General features: G+C 66.8%; 15 protein-coding genes and 1 pseudogene. 12 read left to right on the top strand and 4 right to left on the bottom strand.

Annotation, left to right across the window (positions count from 1 at the left end):
• Window positions 1–2: 2 nt before the first annotated feature.
• On the bottom strand, window positions 3–848 hold the full coding sequence (locus AC1DNE_RS06715) for a transporter substrate-binding domain-containing protein (RefSeq protein WP_441470484.1): 846 nt from the start codon (window positions 846–848) through the stop codon (window positions 3–5).
• A 152-nt stretch (window positions 849–1,000) separates the two neighbouring features.
• A complete protein-coding gene (locus AC1DNE_RS06710; RefSeq protein WP_441470483.1) occupies window positions 1,001–2,506 on the bottom strand; it encodes a M81 family metallopeptidase in 1,506 nt (501 codons plus the stop codon).
• 179 nt (window positions 2,507–2,685) lie between these two features.
• On the opposite strand from AC1DNE_RS06710, the gene AC1DNE_RS06705 reads away from it, so the two are divergent.
• From AC1DNE_RS06705 to AC1DNE_RS06655, 11 genes are all read left to right on the top strand, one after another.
• Window positions 2,686–4,146, top strand: coding sequence for a M81 family metallopeptidase (locus AC1DNE_RS06705; protein WP_441470482.1), 1,461 nt, complete (start codon window positions 2,686–2,688; stop codon window positions 4,144–4,146).
• A complete protein-coding gene (locus AC1DNE_RS06700; protein ID WP_441470481.1) occupies window positions 4,137–5,444 on the top strand; it encodes an alanine racemase in 1,308 nt (435 codons plus the stop codon). Before AC1DNE_RS06705 ends, AC1DNE_RS06700 begins: the two co-directional genes overlap by 10 nt.
• A gap of 375 nt (window positions 5,445–5,819) precedes the next feature.
• Window positions 5,820–7,418 (top strand): ABC transporter substrate-binding protein, encoded by a 1,599-nt coding sequence (locus AC1DNE_RS06695; RefSeq protein WP_441470480.1) that lies wholly within the window; start codon window positions 5,820–5,822, stop codon window positions 7,416–7,418.
• Between the two features lie 175 nt (window positions 7,419–7,593).
• On the top strand, window positions 7,594–8,535 hold the full coding sequence (locus AC1DNE_RS06690) for an ABC transporter permease (RefSeq protein ID WP_441470479.1): 942 nt from the start codon (window positions 7,594–7,596) through the stop codon (window positions 8,533–8,535).
• Window positions 8,532–9,410 carry an ABC transporter permease gene (locus AC1DNE_RS06685; RefSeq protein WP_441470478.1) on the top strand — a complete coding sequence of 293 codons (879 nt, stop codon included), beginning with the start codon at window positions 8,532–8,534 and terminating at the stop codon, window positions 9,408–9,410. Before AC1DNE_RS06690 ends, AC1DNE_RS06685 begins: the two co-directional genes overlap by 4 nt.
• Complete coding sequence (locus AC1DNE_RS06680) at window positions 9,407–10,219, top strand: ABC transporter ATP-binding protein (protein ID WP_441470477.1); 813 nt, start codon at window positions 9,407–9,409, stop codon at window positions 10,217–10,219. Before AC1DNE_RS06685 ends, AC1DNE_RS06680 begins: the two co-directional genes overlap by 4 nt.
• Window positions 10,216–11,178: an ABC transporter ATP-binding protein gene (locus tag AC1DNE_RS06675; RefSeq protein WP_441470476.1), complete on the top strand. Its 963-nt coding sequence runs from the start codon at window positions 10,216–10,218 to the stop codon at window positions 11,176–11,178. The genes AC1DNE_RS06680 and AC1DNE_RS06675 overlap by 4 nt, the downstream gene beginning before the upstream one ends.
• A 349-nt stretch (window positions 11,179–11,527) precedes the next feature.
• Window positions 11,528–13,036, top strand: a complete 1,509-nt coding sequence (locus AC1DNE_RS06670; protein ID WP_476765169.1) for a M81 family metallopeptidase — start codon at window positions 11,528–11,530, stop codon at window positions 13,034–13,036.
• 35 nt (window positions 13,037–13,071) lie between these two features.
• Window positions 13,072–14,613 (top strand): ABC transporter substrate-binding protein, encoded by a 1,542-nt coding sequence (locus tag AC1DNE_RS06665; protein ID WP_476765170.1) that lies wholly within the window; start codon window positions 13,072–13,074, stop codon window positions 14,611–14,613.
• Between the two features lie 46 nt (window positions 14,614–14,659).
• Complete coding sequence (locus AC1DNE_RS06660; RefSeq protein WP_476765171.1) at window positions 14,660–15,538, top strand: ABC transporter permease; 879 nt, start codon at window positions 14,660–14,662, stop codon at window positions 15,536–15,538.
• Window positions 15,535–16,482, top strand: coding sequence for an ABC transporter permease (locus AC1DNE_RS06655; RefSeq protein WP_476765172.1), 948 nt, complete (start codon window positions 15,535–15,537; stop codon window positions 16,480–16,482). Before AC1DNE_RS06660 ends, AC1DNE_RS06655 begins: the two co-directional genes overlap by 4 nt.
• Before the next feature lie 8 nt (window positions 16,483–16,490).
• Here AC1DNE_RS06655 and AC1DNE_RS06650 read toward each other — a convergent pair whose 3' ends face one another.
• Window positions 16,491–17,282, bottom strand: coding sequence for an IclR family transcriptional regulator (locus tag AC1DNE_RS06650; RefSeq protein WP_441470471.1), 792 nt, complete (start codon window positions 17,280–17,282; stop codon window positions 16,491–16,493).
• 134 nt (window positions 17,283–17,416) lie between these two features.
• Here AC1DNE_RS06650 and AC1DNE_RS06645 point away from each other — a divergent pair, with 134 nt between their 5' ends.
• A complete protein-coding gene (locus AC1DNE_RS06645) occupies window positions 17,417–18,742 on the top strand; it encodes an aspartate aminotransferase family protein (protein WP_476765173.1) in 1,326 nt (441 codons plus the stop codon).
• A gap of 89 nt (window positions 18,743–18,831) precedes the next feature.
• On the opposite strand, the pseudogene AC1DNE_RS06640 reads toward AC1DNE_RS06645, so the two are convergent.
• Window positions 18,832–19,080 (bottom strand): annotated as a pseudogene (locus tag AC1DNE_RS06640) (glucose dehydrogenase); the annotation flags it as partial.
• Window positions 19,081–19,086: the final 6 nt, after the last annotated feature.

The raw sequence follows: 19,086 nt of genomic DNA, 5'->3' as shown, positions 1-19,086 counted from the left end.
GCTCAGCGGAACTCCTGCGGGAAGCCGATCTTGGGCTCCGGCGGCGTCTCGCCGAACCAGCGCTCATAGGCCGCCTTGTAGATCGGAAAGGTCGTGCCGGTCATCGACTCGCGCAGCGCCACGTTGACGAAGTTGAGCCAGTCCGGATCGCCCTGCTTGACGATGCAGGAATAGGTCTGGGGGTTCCAGCTATAGCCGGAATCCACATAGCGACCGGGGTTTTGCTTCATGTAGAAGCGCAGCGACGAGGAGTCGGTCGCGGCGGCCTGGGCGCGGCCCGAGTTCAGCGCCTGATACATCAGGTCCACGCTCTCGAATTGATCGACCTTCGCTTCAGGCAGCGCGTCCTTGACCATCTTCTCGGCGAAGACGTTCTGCAGCACCGAAACCGTGACCTTGCTGCCGGCCGCCTTCAACGCCGCAAAATCGGCCAAGGGGCCGCCCGCGACGAGCATCAGGCTGACGCCTTCGCGGTAATAAGGCACGGTGAAGGCGACCTGCTGCGCGCGCGCCGCCGTCACGGTCACGAACTGGCAGGCGATGTCGACCTTGCCGGTGACGATATTCGGGATGCGGGCATCCGAGGCCTGGTTGACGAACTCGATCTTGTTGGGATCGTCGAACAGTCCCTGCGCGATGATCTTGGAGATCTCGATGTCGAAGCCGACGAGTTCGCCCTTTTCGTTACGGAAATGCCAGGGCGGATTGGTGCTGCCGGTGCCGACGATGAGCTTGCCGCGGCTCAGCACTTCCTTGAGCTTGCCCTGGGCCGAAGCCCCGGTGGCGGGCAGCAGGGCGCAGGCGACCACGCCAAGCCCAGCGGCGATCTTGATCAGATTGTGAAACATGGCTTCCCCTCCGCCTGTTGCTGAAAACCGTTCGATGGCCAGCGCGGCAGCAGCAGACGACGCGCCACCCACCTCAAGCAAGATGCGCCTGTTTCGCGAGAGGGAACAGGCCATTCGCCGCTGCGCTTCTGCGTGGCGCAGGCAACGTCGCACTATCGATGCGACGCGCCAGCGTGGATCGGAAAGACCGGCTTGCGCAAACGCGTATAGGGCAACCCCGCGATCTTGCTGGTGCAGGGGCCGGGTGTCGAGACCGTGAAGCTGCCCTTGGCGATCTTGTCATAGGCGCGCCGATGCGCCACCGCCGCCTTGACGCCGATCGCCTTCAGCGTCTCGGGGTGGATGCCCTGCGAGCGGAACTGACCGAGATCGAAAGGCGGGGTCTTGCGGCTGGTCAACAGGATGGTGACGCCGCCGGCCTCGGCCACGACGCTCGGCCCCATGCTGAAGCGCGAGCCCTGCGAGGCGGCGAGGTGGCTGTTGAGGTCTTCCAACGAAAACTGCCCGTCGCTGGCACTGACGAAGCGCGCCTCGACCTCCACAGGGCCTTCGGCGATGGCGCTGCCCTTGCCGCCGATCGAGAGCTTGCGGATCTCGCCTGGCTGCGCCCCTGCCATGGCCGCGACGGCCGCGGGATCGGCGATGGCGACGGCGCAATTTTCGACACCGTGACGCAGGAAGGCCCGCAGCACCGAGGTGCCGTCTCCCGGCGCGCCGCCGCCGATATTGTCGGCGGGCTCCACGACGAGATAGGGGCCGCCCGGCAAACGCTGGATTTCCGTGATGGCTTCGTCGATATCCCATTCCGTCGGCAGGCCCAGCTCTTGCAGTTCGACGGCCGTCCCGGTCAGGCGGGCGAGGGCATCATGCGCCTCGGCTTCCGGCCCGGTGAAGGCGACCGCGAAGGCGGCGCCCGCCTCGGGCACATCGGAGAAGGAGTATCCGCCGACGACATTCGCGACCCAGATCGCCGGGTTCTCCTGCTCGATCCGGCGCGCCAGCGCTTCGAGGTCTCGCATCGGCCGGTCGGCCGTGCCGGTGCCGGTCGGCGGCCAGACCACGGGTGCGTTGGTCGAGAGCATCCGCGGCAGAACGCCTTCCCTGAGCGCCCGCGCCAGCAGACCGGCCGCGCGCAGGGCGGATGCGCGGGCATCCGTGTGCGGATTCTCGCGATAGGCGACGAGGGCGTTGGCATGCTCAGCCATCGCCGCGGTGAAATTGGCGTGCAGGTCGAAGACGCCGAAAACCGGCAGGGTCTCGCAGCCGGGCACGGAACGGATATGAGCGAGCAGCGCGCCTTCCGGATCGGGACAATCGGCCGTGACCATGGCGCCGTGCAGGGCAAGCCAGATACCGTCGAGACCGCCATCGGCGAGCGCGGACCTCAGCCCGGCATCGAATTCCGACAGGAAGCGCGCGAAGACGGCGTGATCGACGGTTCCGGCCGGCAGCGCCGTGTAATCGACCGTTGGCACGACCTGCCAGCCCTCGGCTTCGGCCACTTCGAGGAAGCCGTCGATGGTCGAGCCGTCGCCACGCCGGCGCAATAGCTCGTCGCCGGTGCGGATGGTGAAATCGGCCAGCCGCGTGACCTCGTCGACGAAGCTGTGCGTCTCGTGAAAGAGGGACCCCAGCAGGATCCGGCGAGGCTGCGGCATGATCGGCAAGGCTCCCTGAAGCCTCCTCATCTCGGCCGCTGCGCTGTTCCGAATCAAGCCGGCATTGTTCCGCTCGAAGGAACGCGGGTGCTTTGACAGGTTGCGCCAACCTCCCGTTTCATGGCGCTGGTCGGGCGCGTCGGAGGGGACGTGCTGCTGCTGGTCGGGAATGCATGCGGATGCGCGTCTTCACTGCGTCGCTGGCGACGGAAACCAACACTTTCGCGCCGCTCTTCGTCGATCGCAGCGCCTTCGAGAGCGGCTTCTACTGCCCGCCCGGCACCCATCCGGAGACGCCGACCCTGTGCTCCGCGCCGATCGTCGCAGCCCGGCGCCGCGCCGCCCGCGAGGGCTACGAACTCATCGAGGGCACGGCGACCTGGGCCGAGCCAGCGGGGCTGGTCTCGCAGGAGGGTTATGAAAGCCTGCGCGATGAAATCCTCGGCCAGCTCAAGGCGGCGCTGCCCGTCGATATCGTGCTGCTCGGCCTGCACGGCGCGATGGTGGCGCGCGGCTATGACGACTGCGAGGGCGACCTGATCGCGCGGGTGAGGTCGCTGGCCGGCCCAGATTGTGTCATCGGAGCCGAGCTCGACATGCATTGCCACCTGACGGCCGAGATGGTCGCGGGTGCCGACATCATCGTCGCTTTCAAGGAGTTTCCGCACACGGATTTCCTAGCGCGGGCCGAGGATTTGCTGGAGCTCTGCCTGAAGGCTGCCCGCAGGCAGGTGAAGCCGGTCAGCGGCGTGTTCGATTGCCGAGGGCTCGCCGCCTTCATGACCAGCCGCGAGCCCGGCCGCAGCTTCGTCTACCGGCTCATGGCGATGGAGGGACGGGACGGAATCCTCTCGATCTCGGTCGCGCACGGCTTCCAGGCCGCGGATGTCGCCGATGTCGGGACGAAGGTGCTGGTCATTGCCGATGGCGACAGTGCCAAGGCGGCGGCGCTGGCGAAGGAACTCGGCCTCGAAATCCTGCGCTGGGGGCAGGGCGCTTCGCCGAGGCACTACAAGCCGGAGGAGGCCATCGCGGCGGCGCTCGAACTGGCTGAGCCCGGCAAGCCGGTCGTGCTCGCCGATCGCTGGGACAATCCGGGCGGCGGCGTCGCCGGCGATTCCTCGGTGATGGTCGAGGCGCTGCTGCGGCATCCGGACGTGCCGGCGGCGATCGGGGCGCTGTGGGACCCCGTCGCGGTCAGCCTTTGCCGGGCCGCTGGCGTCGGCGCAGAAATCCCTTTGCGCTTCATCGGCAAGGCCGCGCCCTCCTCAGGCAGGCCGATTGATGCGACGGTCCAGATCATCGGGACGATCGGGGATTTGCTGATCCCGTTCGAGCAGAGCTGGGTTTCGCTCGGCCCGGCCGCCGCGATCCGGATCGGCAAGCTCGACATCGTGCTGGCCTCGACGCGGGCGCAGACCTTCAGCCCGCCGGTCTTCACCGATCTCGGCATCGACCTCGGCGCCAAGACGGTCGTGGTGGTGAAATCCTCCAATCATTTCCACGCCGCCTTCGCGCCGATCGCGGCGGCCGTGCTCTATCTCGACAGCGGCGGGCCTTATCCGCCCGATGCGAGCAAGATCCCCTATACCAAGGTCAGGCGCCCCTTCTCTCCGCTGGATCCAAACCCATGGCTGTGACTGCTTCCGCCGCCGTTCTTCCGCGCCTGTCGCTGGGCGAGATCGAGGATCAGCACCTCGATATGCTCGTGAAAGGCCTGCCGCCGGGCGCATCCCTTCGCCTCGGCGATGTCGGCAAGCAGGGCTGGAATGTGCTCGCCGGCGACATGCCGATGCCACTCGCCGTGATCCGCGAAAGCGTGCTCAAGGCCAACAGTGCCTGGATGAGCGCCTTCAGCGCCGCCAACGGCCTGCTGATAGCGCCGCATGGCAAGACGACGATGGCGCCGCAGCTCTTCGACCTGCAGATCGCCGACGGCGCCTGGGCGATCACCGTCGCGACGATGCAGCAGCTGGCCGTCGCCCGGCATTTCGGCGTCAAGCGAGTGATCCTCGCCAACCAGCCGGTGGGGCGGCTGGAAGTGGCCGCCTGTTTCGAGGCGCTGCGGGAGCCCGGTTTCGAGCTCTATTGCCTTGCCGACAGCGTCGCCGGCGTCGCTCTGCTGGCGGAAGCCGCGAAGGGGCATACTGGCGCCAATCCGCTGCGCATTTTCGTCGAGATCGGCTTCATGGGCGGACGCACCGGCGCGCGGACTCGCGAGGAGGCGCTGGCCGTGGCACGCGCCGTCGCAGGCGCGCCGGGCCTGCGGCTCGCCGGCTTCGAGTGCTTCGAGGGGCTGCATAGCGACACGGCCGGTGCCGACCGTTTGCTCGGCGAGGTCGTCGCGGTCGCGGCGGCGGCGGAGGGCGAGGGGCTGCTCGGCCCGGAGCCAATGGTGCTCTCTGCTGGCGGGACCTCGCTGTTCGACCGGGTCGGCGAAGCCTTCAACGCGGCCGCCTTCTCTCGGCCGGTGATCAAGGTGCTGCGCTCGGGCTGCTACCTGACCCATGATTCCACGGTCTATTCGGCGGCGTTCCGGCGGATCACGCTGGAGACCAGCCTGAAGCTGCCGCCGGGCGGGCTGGAGCCGGCGCTCGAGGTCTGGGCTTATGTCCAGTCGCGGCCGGAGCGCGGGCGCAGCCTGCTCACCGTCGGCAAGCGCGACATTAGCTTCGATTCCGGAATGCCGGTGCCGCTGCGTTGGTTCCGTCCAGGCGGAACGATGGCGCGGCCGGAGACGATGCCGCCGGGACATGCGGTGCTGGCGCTCAACGACCAGCACTGCCATCTCGGAACGCCGGACGACAGCCCGCTGCAGGTCGGCGACATGGTCGCCTTCGGCATCGGCCACCCCTGCACCACCTTCGACAAATGGGCGGTGCTGATGCTGGTCGATGACGACTATCGCGTCACGGGCGCGATCAAGACCTTCTTCTGACGGCCTGTTTCACGGCAGCCCTCATCCTGAGGAAGCCCGCAGGGCCGTCTCGAAGGATGCTCCAGATGTCTCCGGAGCCTCCTAGAGCATCCTTCGAGACGCAGCCTTCGGTTGCTCCTCAGGATGAGGGCTTGTGGATGTTTGAGCCGGGCCGCGGAGGGCAGGCATTGCGCGCTGTTTCTTCCAGTGAAACCGGCGATCCTTGACGCGAATTTCGGCCGTTTCTAGCCTGCGTCCACAGAGGGAAGGCCTGCCATCCGCGACGCGGACGAGACGGGCCGGGCGGCGATGATTGGAAGCTCGGCGCAGGCCGGCTCCTGTCTCGCGCGGATCGGCCGGGTTCGGCCGGCAAGCAGGATGCTGGGAGGATCGTTCGTGAAGACACCGTCATTCCCGATGGCTGACGAGCCCGATGCGGCGGCGCAGGGCCTGCGGCGACGCAGCCTGCTGCAACTGCTGACAGCGGGCGGCGCGGCGCTGGCGACTCCAGGTCTCTGGAGCACGTTGGCTTCGGCCCAGGCGCCAGTCGCGGGCGGGATGCTGACGATCGGCGCGGATGCCGATCCGATCGGGCTCGACCCGGTCACGGTCAACGCCTTCTCCTCCTATGACTTCACCAGCCTGCTCTATTCCGGCCTGCTGCGCTGGAACGCGCAGATGAAGGTCGAGCCCGATCTGGCGACGGGTTATGAACAGCCGGATCCAAAGACTTACGTCTTCAAGCTCAGGCAGGGCGTGAAGTTCCACAACGGCAAGGACTTCAGCGCCGAGGACGTGAAGCACACCTTCGCCCGGATCATGAACCCGGCGACGGGCAGCCGGCTCAAGGCGCTCTATTCCAGCGTCGAGTCGGTGACGGTGGTCGATCCCTTCACGGTGAAGTTCCAGCTCAACGCGACCGATGCGGCCTTCCTCAGCAATCTCGCGAGCAACCCCAACGGCGCGATCGTTCCCGCAGGCGTCGAGAACCTCGCCACCCAGCCGGTGGGCACCGGGCCCTTCTCTTTCGAGGCCTATCAGCCCAACCAGCAATTCTCGCTGACGCGCTTCGACGCCTATTACGAGAAGGGCGAGCCCTATCTCGCGAAGGTAATCTTCAAGTTCTACAAGGACCAGGCGACGCTGACCTCGGCTCTGCGCTCACGCGCGATCGACATGACCTGGGTGAAGGACCCGAAGGTGGCGACCGCCATCTCGCGCGCTTCATCGAACTTCGTCTCGGCGCCGGGCCAGACCTCGCGCACCTTCCCGATCTGGCTGAACATGAAGGCGAAGCCGCTTAACGACGTGAAGGTGCGTCGCGCGCTCAGCCTCGCGACCGACCGCAAGGCCTCCCTCGACACCGTGCTCGGCGGCTCGGGCAAGGTCGGCGCGATGATCCCGGAAAGCCAGGTCGGCGGCTATGACGGCACCAGTGAGCTGCCCTATTACAAGCACGATCCGGCGGCGGCGAAGGCGCTGCTCGCCGAGGCCGGCTATCCCGACGGCATCGATCTCGGCGACTATATCGTCGTCGCGGCCAACCCGCTCGACGTCGCCTGCGCGCAAATCCTGCAGCAGCAATGGCAGACGGCGGGCATCACCGTGAAGCTGGTGCCGATGGAGACCGCGCCGCTTCTCGCCAAATGGGCGAGCGGCGACTGGCCGACGCTGCTCTCTGTCGCTTTGTCCTGGACGCCCGATCCCGACGGAGTGTTCCAGTACATCACCTCGACCAGCGGCTACGGCAAGGCGATGGGCTCGAACGACCCCGAGCTCGACAAGATGATCGCGGAGGCGCGGGCCGAGCTCGACGTGCCCAAGCGCGCGGCGAAGAACCAGGCGATCCAGAAGCGCATCGCCGACAACGCCTATGTCATCCAGATCTATCAGTACCCACTGCGCTGGGAGATCTGGTGGAACCATGTGCAGGGCTATGTGCCGCTCGCTGCGAATATCCGCTCCTTCGTGCGTACGACATGGCTGAAGAAATAAGAATTCTGAACATGCGAGCCCTCATCCTGAGGAGCCGCAAAGCGGCGTCTCGAAGGATGGTCCAGCGATCTCCGGAGCCTCCTGAAGCCTCCTTCGAGACGCCATTCCCGAGGGAATGGCTCCTCAGGATGAGGGCTCGCGGAGTTTTCGTGTTGGCTCCAAGGTGGGGCGTGCGATGACGCGCTTCGTCCTCGGGCGTCTTGCCTGGATGGCCGCGATCCTGCTCGGCGTCTCCTTCGTCGCCTTCATGCTGATGCGGGCCATTCCCGGCGATTTCGCCATTGCGGCGGCGGGCTCGCAGAGCGTGGCGCCGGAGGTTCTGGCGACGATCCGCCGTGATCTCGGCCTCGACCAGCCTCTGATGACGCAATACTTCGCGTGGCTCGGCCATGCGCTGACGGGCGATCTCGGCACCTCCTTCGTCACCCGCCAGCCGGTGCTGAGAGAGTTGCTGAACCGGCTCGCCGTCACCGTCCAGCTCACCCTGCTCGCTGCGATCATTGCTGCCGTGATGGGTGTCGCGACCGGGCTCGCCGCAGCGCGGCTGCGCGGCGCGACCGATTGGCTGGCCCGGCTCTGGAACGGGCTGATGCTGGCGGTGCCGAACTATGTCGTCGCGACGCTGATCGTGCTGCTCTTCGGACTGTATTTCCCGGAGATCACGGTGCTGGGCTACACGCCCTTCCTTGAGAACCCGCTCGCCAATCTCGCAGGTCTGCTGTTGCCGGCCTTCGCGCTGGCGCTCGCGGTCTCCGTCACCATCGCGGAGAACACGCGCGCCGCCGTGCTTGAGGTCGCCAACCAGGATTTCGTCATGGTCGCCCGCGCCAAGGGCCTGACGCCGGCCGCGATCCTGCGCGACTACCTGATGCGCAACGCATTGACGCCAGTCGTCACCGCAGCGGGCCTGAAGATCGCGGCGCTGCTCGGCGGCAGCATCCTGGTCGAGACCATCTTCGCCATTCCCGGCATGGGGCAATACCTGTTCGATTCAATCAACAGCCGCGACTATCCGGTGATCCAGGCGATCGTGCTTGTCGCCGCCGGCATCGTCGTGCTGGTCAACACGGCCATCGACATCGCCTATGCGCGGATCGATGCGCGGGTGCAGATGTGAGCGGCGCCGTGCAGGAGCGCGCCCCGGTTGCGGCGGCGCGGCGCGGCGAGCGCAGGGGGGCGGGGATCAGCCAAGGTTGGCTGCTGCTCGGCCTGGGACTGGCCATGCTGGCGGCGATGCTGGTGCTGACGATCTTCGCGCCGCTGGTTGCGCCCTATGACCCCTCGGCGACCTCGCCGGATTCGCTGGCGCCGGCCAGCGCCGCGCATTGGCTCGGCACGGATTCGATCGGGCGGGACGTGCTGAGCCGCCTGATCGTCGGCGGGCGCACGACGCTGCTGATCACGGTGACGGCGGTGTTCATCGCGCTGGTCACGGGGCTGATCCTCGGGCTGGCGGCCGGCTATCTCGGTGGATTCGTCGACGAGATCATCATGCGCGTGCTCGATGTCGTCTTCGCCTTCCCGGTGCTGCTGCTAGCGATAGCGGTCGTGGCGGCGCTCGGTCCGACCGTGCCGAACCTCATCCTCACCATCGCTATCGTCTACACGCCGGCCATGGCGCGGGTGGTGCGCGCGCCGGTGCTGAGCGTGAAGCAATGGGACCATGTCGAGGCAGCCCGCAGCGTCGGCATGAGCGAGATGCGGCTGGTGCTGCGACATATCCTGCCGATCCTGGTTTCGCCGATCCTCGTCGCCACGAGCCTGACCCTGTCCCAAACGATCTTCACGGTAACGGCGCTGTCCTTCCTGGGCCTCGGTCCGCCGCCGCCCGATCCGAACTGGGGCGGCATGCTCTCCGAAGCGCGGCAGTTCATGGAGCTGGCGCCGCTGACGGTGATCGGCCCGGCCGCTGCGATCGTTTTCGCGACGTTGACTTTCATCATCATTGCCAACGGCTTGCGCGAGGTTCTCGACGTGGGGAGCGTGCGATGATTGGCCCGCTGCTTAGGGTGAGCGACCTCACCGCGACCGTTACGACGCGGCGCGAGGTGATCCAGGCGGTGCGCGGCATCTCCTTCGACATCAATGCCGACGAGGCGGTCGGCTTCGTCGGCGAATCCGGCTGCGGCAAGAGCGTCACCGCCAAGGCGCTGATGCGACTGGCGCCGGAAGGGGCCTCGATCGGGCTCGGCGGCTCCGTCGCCTTCTGGGGGCAGGACCTGCTCGGGCTCGGCGAGGACGAGATGCGCGACCTGCGCGGCCGGCGCATCGCCATGGTCTTCCAGGACCCGATGACCTCGCTCAACCCGGTGATGAGCATCGGTGCGCAGATGGGCGACATGCTGCGCCGTCATCTTGGCTTCTCCGTCAGGGATGCGCGCGAGCGCAGCATCGAGCTGCTCGCTCTCGTCGGCATTCCCGATCCGGCTGATCGCATCGACGATTTCCCGCATCAGTTCTCGGGCGGCCAGCGCCAGCGCATCCTGATCGCCATCGCGATCTCCTGCGAGCCCGACCTGCTGATCGCCGACGAGCCGACGACGGCGCTCGACGTCACCGTGCAGGCGCAGATCCTGCGCCTGCTGCTGCGGCTGCGGGAAGAGCGCGGCATGGCGCTGATGCTGATCACCCATGACTTCGGCGTCGTCGCCGGCATGGTCGACCGGGTCAACGTGATGTATCGCGGCGAGATCGTCGAGAGCGGGCCCGTGGACGATGTCTTCGCCGAGCCGCAGCACGCCTATACGCGGGCGCTGCTCGATGCGGTTCCGCGCCTGCACGGGGCGGGAGCGGTCCGATGACGGCCGCGCCGCTGCTGCAGGTTCGCGATCTCTCGGTGCTGTTTCCGGCCAGGCGCGGAGCCGCGCCGGTCAAGGCCGTCGAGCGCTTGTCCTTCGACATCGCGCCGGGGCAGACGCTCGGGCTCGTCGGCCAGTCAGGTTCGGGCAAGACCACGGCCGGGCGCGCCATCCTCCAGCTCCAGAAGGCGCATGAGGGCTCGGTCCGCTTGCTCGGGCAGGAGCTGACGACGATGCGCGCAGGCGAACTGCGCCGGATGCGCCGGCACATGCAGTTCGTGCTGCAGAACCCCTATTCCAGCCTGCATCCGCGCATGACCATCGGGCAGATCCTGAGCGAGCCGCTGCAGGTTCATCGCAGCGTGCCGGCGAGCCATATCCTAGCGCGCGTCGCGGAGTTGCTGGAGCTGGTCAATCTCGACCCGGCGATGATGCGGCGCTACCCGCATGAATTCTCGGGCGGGCAGCGCCAGCGCGTCGTCATCGCCCGGGCGCTGGCCGTCAATCCGGACTTCGTCGTCTGCGACGAACCGGTCTCGGCACTCGATGTCCGCACGCAGGCACAGATCGTTACGCTGCTGCAATCGCTGCAGGAGAGGCTTGGACTGTCCTATCTCTTCATCGCGCATGACCTCGCCATCGTCCGCGAGATGGCGCATCGCGTCGCCGTGATGTTCCGCGGCCGCATCGTCGAAATGGGCAGCGCGGCACAGGTCTATGACAGCCCGGCCCATCCCTACACGCAGTTCCTGCTCGATGCGGTGCCGGTGCCCGATCCCATACTTCAGCGCGAGCGGCTGAGGCGCCCGCCGCCGGATTTGCGCTTCCTCGACGGCGATGGCGGCGCTTGCGTCCATGGCGTAGACCACGTGCGGGAGGGGACGCCGGAATGGCACGAGGTCGCGCCGGGGCATGGTGTCTCCTGCCGCTACTGGCCGAAGCCGCTGCATGCGGCTGCGTGAGCTTTCGCCGGAAAGGCAAGCTCTTAACCTACCGTCCGTGTCATCCCGGACGCAGCGAAGCGGAGATCCGGGATCCATTCCGGAGGGCTTCCGATGGAGGTTCCGGCATGGATCCCGGGTCTCCCTTCGGTCGCCCGGGATGACGAGGATTCGTTCGGGCTCGATAGAGAATGTTCCTTCAGATGGAACATCCAATCCTTGACGCGAAATGTTTGGCGCCATTACGCTTTTGAGGGATGAGGCCGGGCTGCGGATCGACTGAAAAGTAGCCCGGAACGTTGCCCTGAAGTGAAAAACCGCTTCGCCCGGCATCGGCCGGCATGGCAGAGCCGTAATCCGGGAGGTCGCCTTGCGTCTGGCTCTGATCCACATCGTTCAGGAGACGAACGACTTCAATCCGGTGCTGACCACGCTGGCCGATTTCGAGGCCTTCGGCATCTATGAGGGCGAGGAGATCGTCCGGCATTTCAGCGAGATCGGCCAGATCGGCGGTCACTACGCAGCAGTGAAGGAGTCCGGTCTCTCCATCGAGACGGTCCCGATCATTCGGGCCTGGGCGGTGGCGGGCGGCCGCATCTCGCGCGAAGCCTTCGACTACTTCCAGGCGAAGATCCGGGCTGGACTCGAAACCCTCGGGCCGATCGACGGCCTCGTCCTGCAGCTGCACGGCGCCTGCGCAGCCGAGGGCATCGACGACGTCGAGGGCGAGCAGGCGGAGCTCTGCCGGAAAATCCTCGGGCCTGACGTGCCGATCCTGCTCGGGCTCGATCACCACGCCAATGTCACGCAGAAGATCATGGCCAATTGCACGGCCATCGTCGGGCACCGCACCCAGCCGCACGACGTGTTCGACACCGGCAAGGTCGGCACCGAGGTGCTGCTGCGCATCCTGCGGGAAAAGGCCAAGCCGGTGATGGCCTGGCGCAAGATCCCGCTGCTCTCGCATCAGGAACAGTTCCTGACCTCGAAGGGGCCGATGAAGCTCTGGTTCGACCGCGCGCGGGCGCTCGAGGCCGACCGACGCGTGCTGCAGGCCTCGAACTATCCGATGCAGCCCTGGCTCGACGTCGCCGAAGGCGGTTGGTCGACCATCGTCGTCACCGATGGCGACCAGGCGCTGGCCGAGAAGCTGGCCGACGAACTTGCCGATCTCGCCTGGTCGATGCGCGACGATTTCCAGATCCGCGAGGCCGTCTCGGTGGACGATGCCGTGCGGAAGGCCGATGCGGCGGAGCGCGGCATGATTGTGCTCAGCGACACCGGCGACACCGTCTTCGGCGGGGCGGCCGGCGACAGCAACCTGCTGCTGGAAGCGATGCTGCGGCTCGGCATCAAGAACAAGGCGTTGATCCCGCTGATCTCGCCCGAGGCGGTCGCGGTGCTGACCGCTGCGGGCGAGGGTGCGCAGGTCACCCTGCCGCTCGGGGGCGATGCTGCCACGGCCTTCTTCAAGCCGCTCACGGTGACGGGACGGGTCCGGAAACTCGGAAGCGGGGCGATCCCGCTCAAATTCAACCATCAGACCGAAGTCGACATGGGGCGGGTCGCCGTCTTCGATGTCGGGCCGGTGACGCTGTTGATCTCGGAACTGCGCGGCGTCGCGGGCAATGTGCCGGATGTCTACGAGGCCTTCGGCATCGACCTCTCCGACTACAAGATGGCCGTGCTCAAGACAGCTTCGAACTTCCAGTATTTCGATCGTGTCGCCTTCGGGCTGGTCCGTGCCGATACGCGCGGGCCGGGGCAGTCCGACGTGTTCACCTTGCCGTGGCAGCGGATTCCGCGCCCGGTCTATCCTTTGGAGAGAATAAGCGACTGGCGGGCGCATTCGTCCCAGCCGGGAGCGGGGACGGCTTGAACGGCGACTGAAAACCAAAACGAGAGGGGAAAGCGATGACAAAGCTGTCGCGACGTCAATTCTGCATGACCGGCCTTGCCCTCGCGGCGGCGGCCCCTCTGGCGGGAGCTCTGCCCGCCGCCGCCCAGCAACTCAAGGGCGGGGCGCTGCGCGTGGCCGTGCTGAGCGAGCTGGCGAACTACGATCCGCAGCAGCTCTCGACGGTCAATTTCCACGTCATCAAGAACCTCTATGACAGCCTGATCGAGTACACGCCGGAGGGAAAGCCGGAGCCGAGCCTGGCGACGGAGTGGATCATCGCCCCGGACAAGCAATCGGTGACGCTGAAGCTGCGGGATGGCGTCAGCTTCCACAGCGGCACGCCGTTCAAGGCCGACTCCGTGGTCGCAACCCTGCAGAAGGGCGCCGATCCCAAGCGCGGCAAGAACGTCTTCGCGACCATGTCGATCGTGAAGGACTGGTCGGCGCCGGACGATTCCACCGTGACGATCAATTTCAAGGCGCCTGTGCCCGAACGCCAGATCCTCGACCTCCTGCAATTCCTGCTGCCGATCGACCCCAAGGGCATCGAGACGGTCGAGACCGTGCCGGCCGGCACCGGGCCCTACACGCTGGTCAACCGCGCCGTCGGCCAAAGCCTGACGCTCAAGGCCAATCCGAACTACTGGCGCGAGAAGCAGCCGATCGCGCAGGACCTCGTCTTCACCGTGTTCAGCGAGGACGCCGCGGCGAGCGCGGCGCTGGAATCGGGCGCGGTCGATATCGTCTATAACGGCTCGTCGCGCAGCGCGGTCAGGCTCAAGAATGCCGGTTTCCAGGTCTTCGCTGGGCCGGGACCGCTGGTGCAGGTCTTCCGCATCAACTCGACGCGCGGCCCCTTCCGCAACAAGGCGTTCCGGCAGGCCTTCAACCATCTGATGGACCGGGCGAGCATCCTGCGCGTCGGCTATGCTGGGATGGGCAAGGTGGTGGCGCTGCCCTGGGCGCCGGCGAGCCCGGCCTTCGACGACAGCTATACCAAGACCTATGCCTACGATCTCGACAAGGCGAAGAAGCTGATCGCCGCTTCCGGCCTTTCCGCCGACGAGATGAAGGGCTGGAAGCTGCTGGTGAACGGCAGCGACGAATCCTCCGTCGCCATCAGCCAGATCGTGCAGGGTTCGCTGCAGAAGGTCGGAATCCCGATCGAACTCGACATGCGCCAGGGCGCCGAATACGTCACCGCGCTGCTCGGTGGCGATTTCGCGGCGACCTTCGGCGCGGTCGGCAATGTCCAGAAATTTCCGTCGCGCGTCACGACCAACTCGATCTACCGCACCTCGGGCAATCCGATCCTCAAGGACCCGCATCCGCACCCGGACTATGTTACGGCGATCGCGAAGGTGGATGGCGCGGCCGGCAGCGAGGCCGAGGTCAAGGCGGCCTATGACAACCTCAACCGCGTGCTGGTGGATGAGGCCTTCGGGGTTCCGACCAACTCCTACGATGTCGGCCTGATCGTCGCTTCGGAGAAGGTCGGCGGGGTGACGCTCGACATCGACAACCTCTTCGTCGCGCGCACCATCGGCTTCAAATGAGCCGGACAGGCGTGAGGGACGTCGTGCGGGAGCGCGGCGTCGCTGCATGAATGAGGCCTTCGCATCCCTGGGTCGGCTGCTGCGCCGGCTGCTCGCGCGGCGCGGCGCCGCAGTGAGCGTGACCTTCCTCGTGCTGGTCGCGCTTGCGGCGCTCTTCGTCGATTTCCTGCCGCTCGACCCGCTCACGCAGAGCATCGCGGATTCGCTGAAGCCACCTTCGCCCGAGAACTGGTTCGGGACGGATGAACTCGGCCGCGACATCCTCGCCCGCGTCATCTACGGCGCACGCACCTCGCTGGTCACGGCCTTCGGGGCGGTCTTCATCGCGGCGCTGATCGGCGTGCCCATCGGGCTCGTCGCTGGGTTCTACGGCGACTGGCGCGACTCGCTGCTGATGCGCTGCATCGACGTGCTGCTCGCCTTGCCGAATATCCTCTTCGCGATGGCGCTGATCGCGGTGCTCGGGCGCAGCCAGGGGGCGGCGCTGATCGCGGTCGGCGTCGCCGGCATTCCGGGCTTCGCCCGCATCGCCAGGGCGCAGGTGATGGCGCTGCGCCAGCTCGATTTCGTCACGGCGGTGCGCGGATTTGGTGGGCGGCCGGGCTACATCATGTTTCGAACGATCCTGCCCAATGCCTTGAGTCCGCTGGTGGTTCAGGTGGTCGTCCTGGCCTCGATCGCGATCCTGCTCGAGGCTGCGCTCGCCTTCCTTGGCGTCGGCGTGCCGCCGCCGACGCCGAGCTGGGGCGAGATGCTGCGTACCGGCAAATCCTATCTCTACGAGGCGCCGACCTACGCTGTGCTGCCCGGCCTTGTGCTGACCCTGACGATCCTGTCCTTCGACACGATAGGCCGGGCGTTGACCGCGCTCCTCGACCGCGACGAGACGGATGCGTCCGGCGTGACGATCGGGGGGCGGCGATGACGGCTTACGTCCTGCGCCGTCTCGCCCAGATGCTGCCGGTGCTGCTGCTCGCTTCCTTCGCGATCTTCGCGATGATCTATGCGGTGCCCGGCGGGCCGGTTGCGGTCATCGTCGGCGAGAACGCCTCGCAGGAGGAGATCGCGGCGGCGATCCAGCGCTACGGGCTCGATCGGCCGATGGTCGTCCAGTATCTCGATTGGCTCAGCCGGGCAGCCACGGGCGATTTCGGCCTGTCGCTGCACAGCCGCCAGCCGGTGCTGCAACTGATCGGGGAGCGGCTGCCGGCGACGCTGCAGCTCGCGCTGACGGCGATCGTGGTGGCGCTCGCCATCGGCATCCCGGTTGCGATTGCCAGCGCAGTGAAGCCGAACTCCTGGCTCGACCGGCTGCTCAGCGGCTGGAGTGCGCTGGCGCTGGGCGTGCCGACCTTCTGGCTCGGCATCCTGCTGATCCTGCTCTTCGCCGTCGAGCTCAGGTGGCTGCCCTCGGCCTCGCGCCATGTGCCGCTCTGGCAGTCACCGCTCGATGCGCTGCGCAGTCTGGCGCTGCCGGCGCTCACCCTCGGCACCTATGTTTCCGGCATCCTGGCGCGGTTCCTGCGGGCTTCGCTGATCGGGGAGGCGCGGGCCGATTATGTCCGCACCGCCCGTGCCAAGGGCGTGCCTGAGAACCGCATCGTTGGCCTGCACATCATGCGCAATGCGATGCTGCCCTTCGTGACCATCGTCGGACTGATGATGGCCAACTTCATCGGCGGTGCCGTGGTGACGGAGGCGGTCTTCACCTATCCCGGCCTTGGCCGGCTCCTCATCCAGGCGATCAGCACACGCGACTATCCGCTGATCCAGGGCTGCATCCTGGTGATCCTGGTCGCCTATATGCTGATCAACCTTCTGGTCGACATGCTCTATGCCTGGATCGACCCGCGGATCGAATACCGATGAGCGCGGTCTCAGCGCGGCGGGGCGGTGGGATGCGAGCCGAGCTGGGCGCAGATGCCGGCTGCGACTTCGCGCAGGCGCATGCCGGCCTTGGCCGCCAGCGAATGCGGCATGCGCATCAAGGGCGCCGAGATGGACAGTGCCGCGACCGGATAACCGTCCTCGTCAAGGATCGGCGCGCCGACGCACATCGCTCCGTCCTCGTTCTCRCCCATTTCCGTGGCATAGCCGCTGCGCTTGACCTGCCGAAGCTGGCGCTCGATCTCCTCGCGCTCGAGCAGGGTGCGGCCGGTGCGTTCCGTCAGCGGCAGGTCGAGCTGGCGCTGACGCTCCGCGTCGGGAAGGAAGGCGAGGATCGCCTTGCCGAGGGCGGTGGAATGCATCGGATGGCTGTCGCCGATGCGCGCCTGCATTCTGAGCGAACGGTTGGCTTCGACAAGGTCGATATAGACGATTGTGCCGTTGCCCTTCACGGCAAGGTTCACCGTCTCGTTGAACTCGTGCATCAGCTCGATCATGGCCGGCCGGGCGAGCTCGCGGACCTTGCTGACGCTGGCATCGGCGCGGGCGATGGCGCGCAGCTGCGGGCCGAGATTGTAGCGGTCGCTCGTGCGGTTGTGGTCGAGGAAGCCGGCTGCCGTCAGCGTCTGCAGATAGCGGAAGGTCGTCGTCTTCGGAATCCGCAGCTCCTTGCTGACGGCAGTGAGCGCGATCTCATGGCCGTGGCGGGCAACCAGTTCCAGCACCTTCAGCGCCTTCATCACCGGCTGCACGACGTAAGGGTTGTCGGCTTTCTTGGTCATGGCGGCTGCGTTCCTTGCGAGGGGACAAGGCCGCATAGCGGGCGCGAATGAATTCCGCAACACGAAACCGACGTTCCTTTACACGGTGAGGTCGGTCTGGTGAGGTCGAGCCAACAACAGCGGAGGCAACGCACGTGGCAGGTAACGGCACCCAGCAGGCGGGGACACTGCGCTTCGAGGAATCAGCCCGGCAGATCGCGGAGAATGCGCGCTTCGTCGCCGGCGGCGTGAACAGCAACTTCCGGCTCGGCATGGCCCCTGGGCCCTTGATCTTCGAGCGCGGCGAGGGCGCCTATCTGATCGACGTCGATGGCAATCGGATCATCGACTACTACTGCGGCATGGGCGCGACCGTGCTCGGCCATTCGCCGAAAACGGTGATCGAGGCCGTGCAGCGGCAGGCGGAAAAGGGCATCCTCTTCGCCGGCCAAGCGCCGATCGAATACGAGGCCGCGAAGCTGATCTGCGAGCGCATCCCCTCGGCCGAGCGGCTGCGTTTCGGCTCGTCAGGCTCGGAAGTGGCGCAGGCAGCGATCCGGCTGGCACGCGCCGCCACAGGCAAGCGCACCATCGTGAAGTTCGAGGGGCATTATCACGGCTGGTTCGACAACATCCTGTGGTCGACCGCACCGGGGCTGAACGCCGCCGGCCCGGAAGAGGCGCCGACGCCGGTGATCGGCAGCAAGGGCCAGGACCCAGAGGCAGGCGAGGGGCTCTCGATCCTCGGCTGGAACGACCTTGCTGCGCTGGAGAAGCGGCTCGCAAAGGGCGATGTCGCCGCCGTTCTGATGGAGCCGGCGATGTGCAACCAGGGCGCCATCGCTCCCGCGCCGGGCTATCTGGAGGGCGCCCTCGCCGCCTGCCGCAAGCATGGCGCGCTGCTGATCTTCGACGAGGTGATCACCGGCTTCCGGCTCGGCCGGGGTGGGGCGCAGGAACGTTTCGGCGTGACGCCGGACCTGACGATCATGGCGAAGGCGATCGCCAACGGCTTTCCCGTCGCGGCGGTGGCCGGGCGCGCCGATCTGCTCGATCTGTTCGCCGATGGTGTGCTCCATGGCGGCACCTTCAACGCGCAGCCGATCGCGATGGCGGCTCTTGTCGCGACGCAGAAGGCGCTCACGCCGGAGCATTACGAGCGCGGCTCCGCCCATGGCCAGCGCCTGCAGGACGGCATCCGCACGATCCTGGCGGAAGAGGGCATCAAGGCGCAGGTCGCCGGTTTCCCGCTGATGTTCCACGTCGCTTTCGGACTGGACGGCCGGGCGCGGAATTACCGTGACGTCGCGCGCGCGGACAAGGCCGCCTATAGCCGCTTCGCTCATGCGCTCCTCAAGCGCGGCGTGCGCGTGCTGGAACGCGGCGCCTGGTTCGTGTCGTCGGAGCACGACGGCGAGATCGTTGACCGAACCTTGGATGCGGTCAGGGCTGCGGCGCGCGAGGTCGTCCAGTCTCAGTGAGCTCGATGCCGGCGGATTGCCGGCCTCCACCGTCCTGCGCTCCACACCGCCCTCCAATTCGGTGGCGGAACGGGCAAAGCGTTCCCTTGGAGGTCGGTGCTCTGGGGAAGAATGACGAGGTCGCGGATCGTGACGTTGCGGGGCCTCGTCAGCATGAAATGCACGGCTTCAGCCACCTCTTCCGCTTAGATCAGGCCGCCGCGAGCGCGCTCGGCATCGAGCTTATCCTGGGGCCAGTCGGCGATCAGGGCCGTCACGACGGGGCCGGGCGGGATCGCCCCGACGCGCAGGCCGTGCGGAATGACCTGCCGGCGCAGCGTATGGACGAAAGCCTGAATTTTGGC

Source organism: Allobosea sp. 05L423 (genome assembly GCF_056397745.1).
The sequence above is the reverse complement of the archived record's forward strand: the minus strand, read 5'-3'. Positions and strand labels throughout refer to the sequence as shown.

What these genes read in the sequence shown, in the direction of transcription:
- AC1DNE_RS06690 (WP_441470479.1), top strand. Translation starts at nt 7,594, where the DNA reads ATGACGCGCTTCGTCCTCGGGCGTCTTGCCTGGATGGCCGCGATCCTG.
- AC1DNE_RS06675 (WP_441470476.1), top strand. Translation starts at nt 10,216, where the DNA reads ATGACGGCCGCGCCGCTGCTGCAGGTTCGCGATCTCTCGGTGCTGTTT.
- AC1DNE_RS06665 (WP_476765170.1), top strand. Translation starts at nt 13,072, where the DNA reads ATGACAAAGCTGTCGCGACGTCAATTCTGCATGACCGGCCTTGCCCTC.
- AC1DNE_RS06660 (WP_476765171.1), top strand. Translation starts at nt 14,660, where the DNA reads ATGAATGAGGCCTTCGCATCCCTGGGTCGGCTGCTGCGCCGGCTGCTC.
- AC1DNE_RS06700 (WP_441470481.1), top strand. Translation starts at nt 4,137, where the DNA reads ATGGCTGTGACTGCTTCCGCCGCCGTTCTTCCGCGCCTGTCGCTGGGC.
- AC1DNE_RS06705 (WP_441470482.1), top strand. Translation starts at nt 2,686, where the DNA reads ATGCGCGTCTTCACTGCGTCGCTGGCGACGGAAACCAACACTTTCGCG.
- AC1DNE_RS06655 (WP_476765172.1), top strand. Translation starts at nt 15,535, where the DNA reads ATGACGGCTTACGTCCTGCGCCGTCTCGCCCAGATGCTGCCGGTGCTG.
- AC1DNE_RS06715 (WP_441470484.1), bottom strand. Translation starts at nt 848, where the DNA reads ATGTTTCACAATCTGATCAAGATCGCCGCTGGGCTTGGCGTGGTCGCC.
- AC1DNE_RS06680 (WP_441470477.1), top strand. Translation starts at nt 9,407, where the DNA reads ATGATTGGCCCGCTGCTTAGGGTGAGCGACCTCACCGCGACCGTTACG.
- AC1DNE_RS06710 (WP_441470483.1), bottom strand. Translation starts at nt 2,506, where the DNA reads ATGCCGCAGCCTCGCCGGATCCTGCTGGGGTCCCTCTTTCACGAGACG.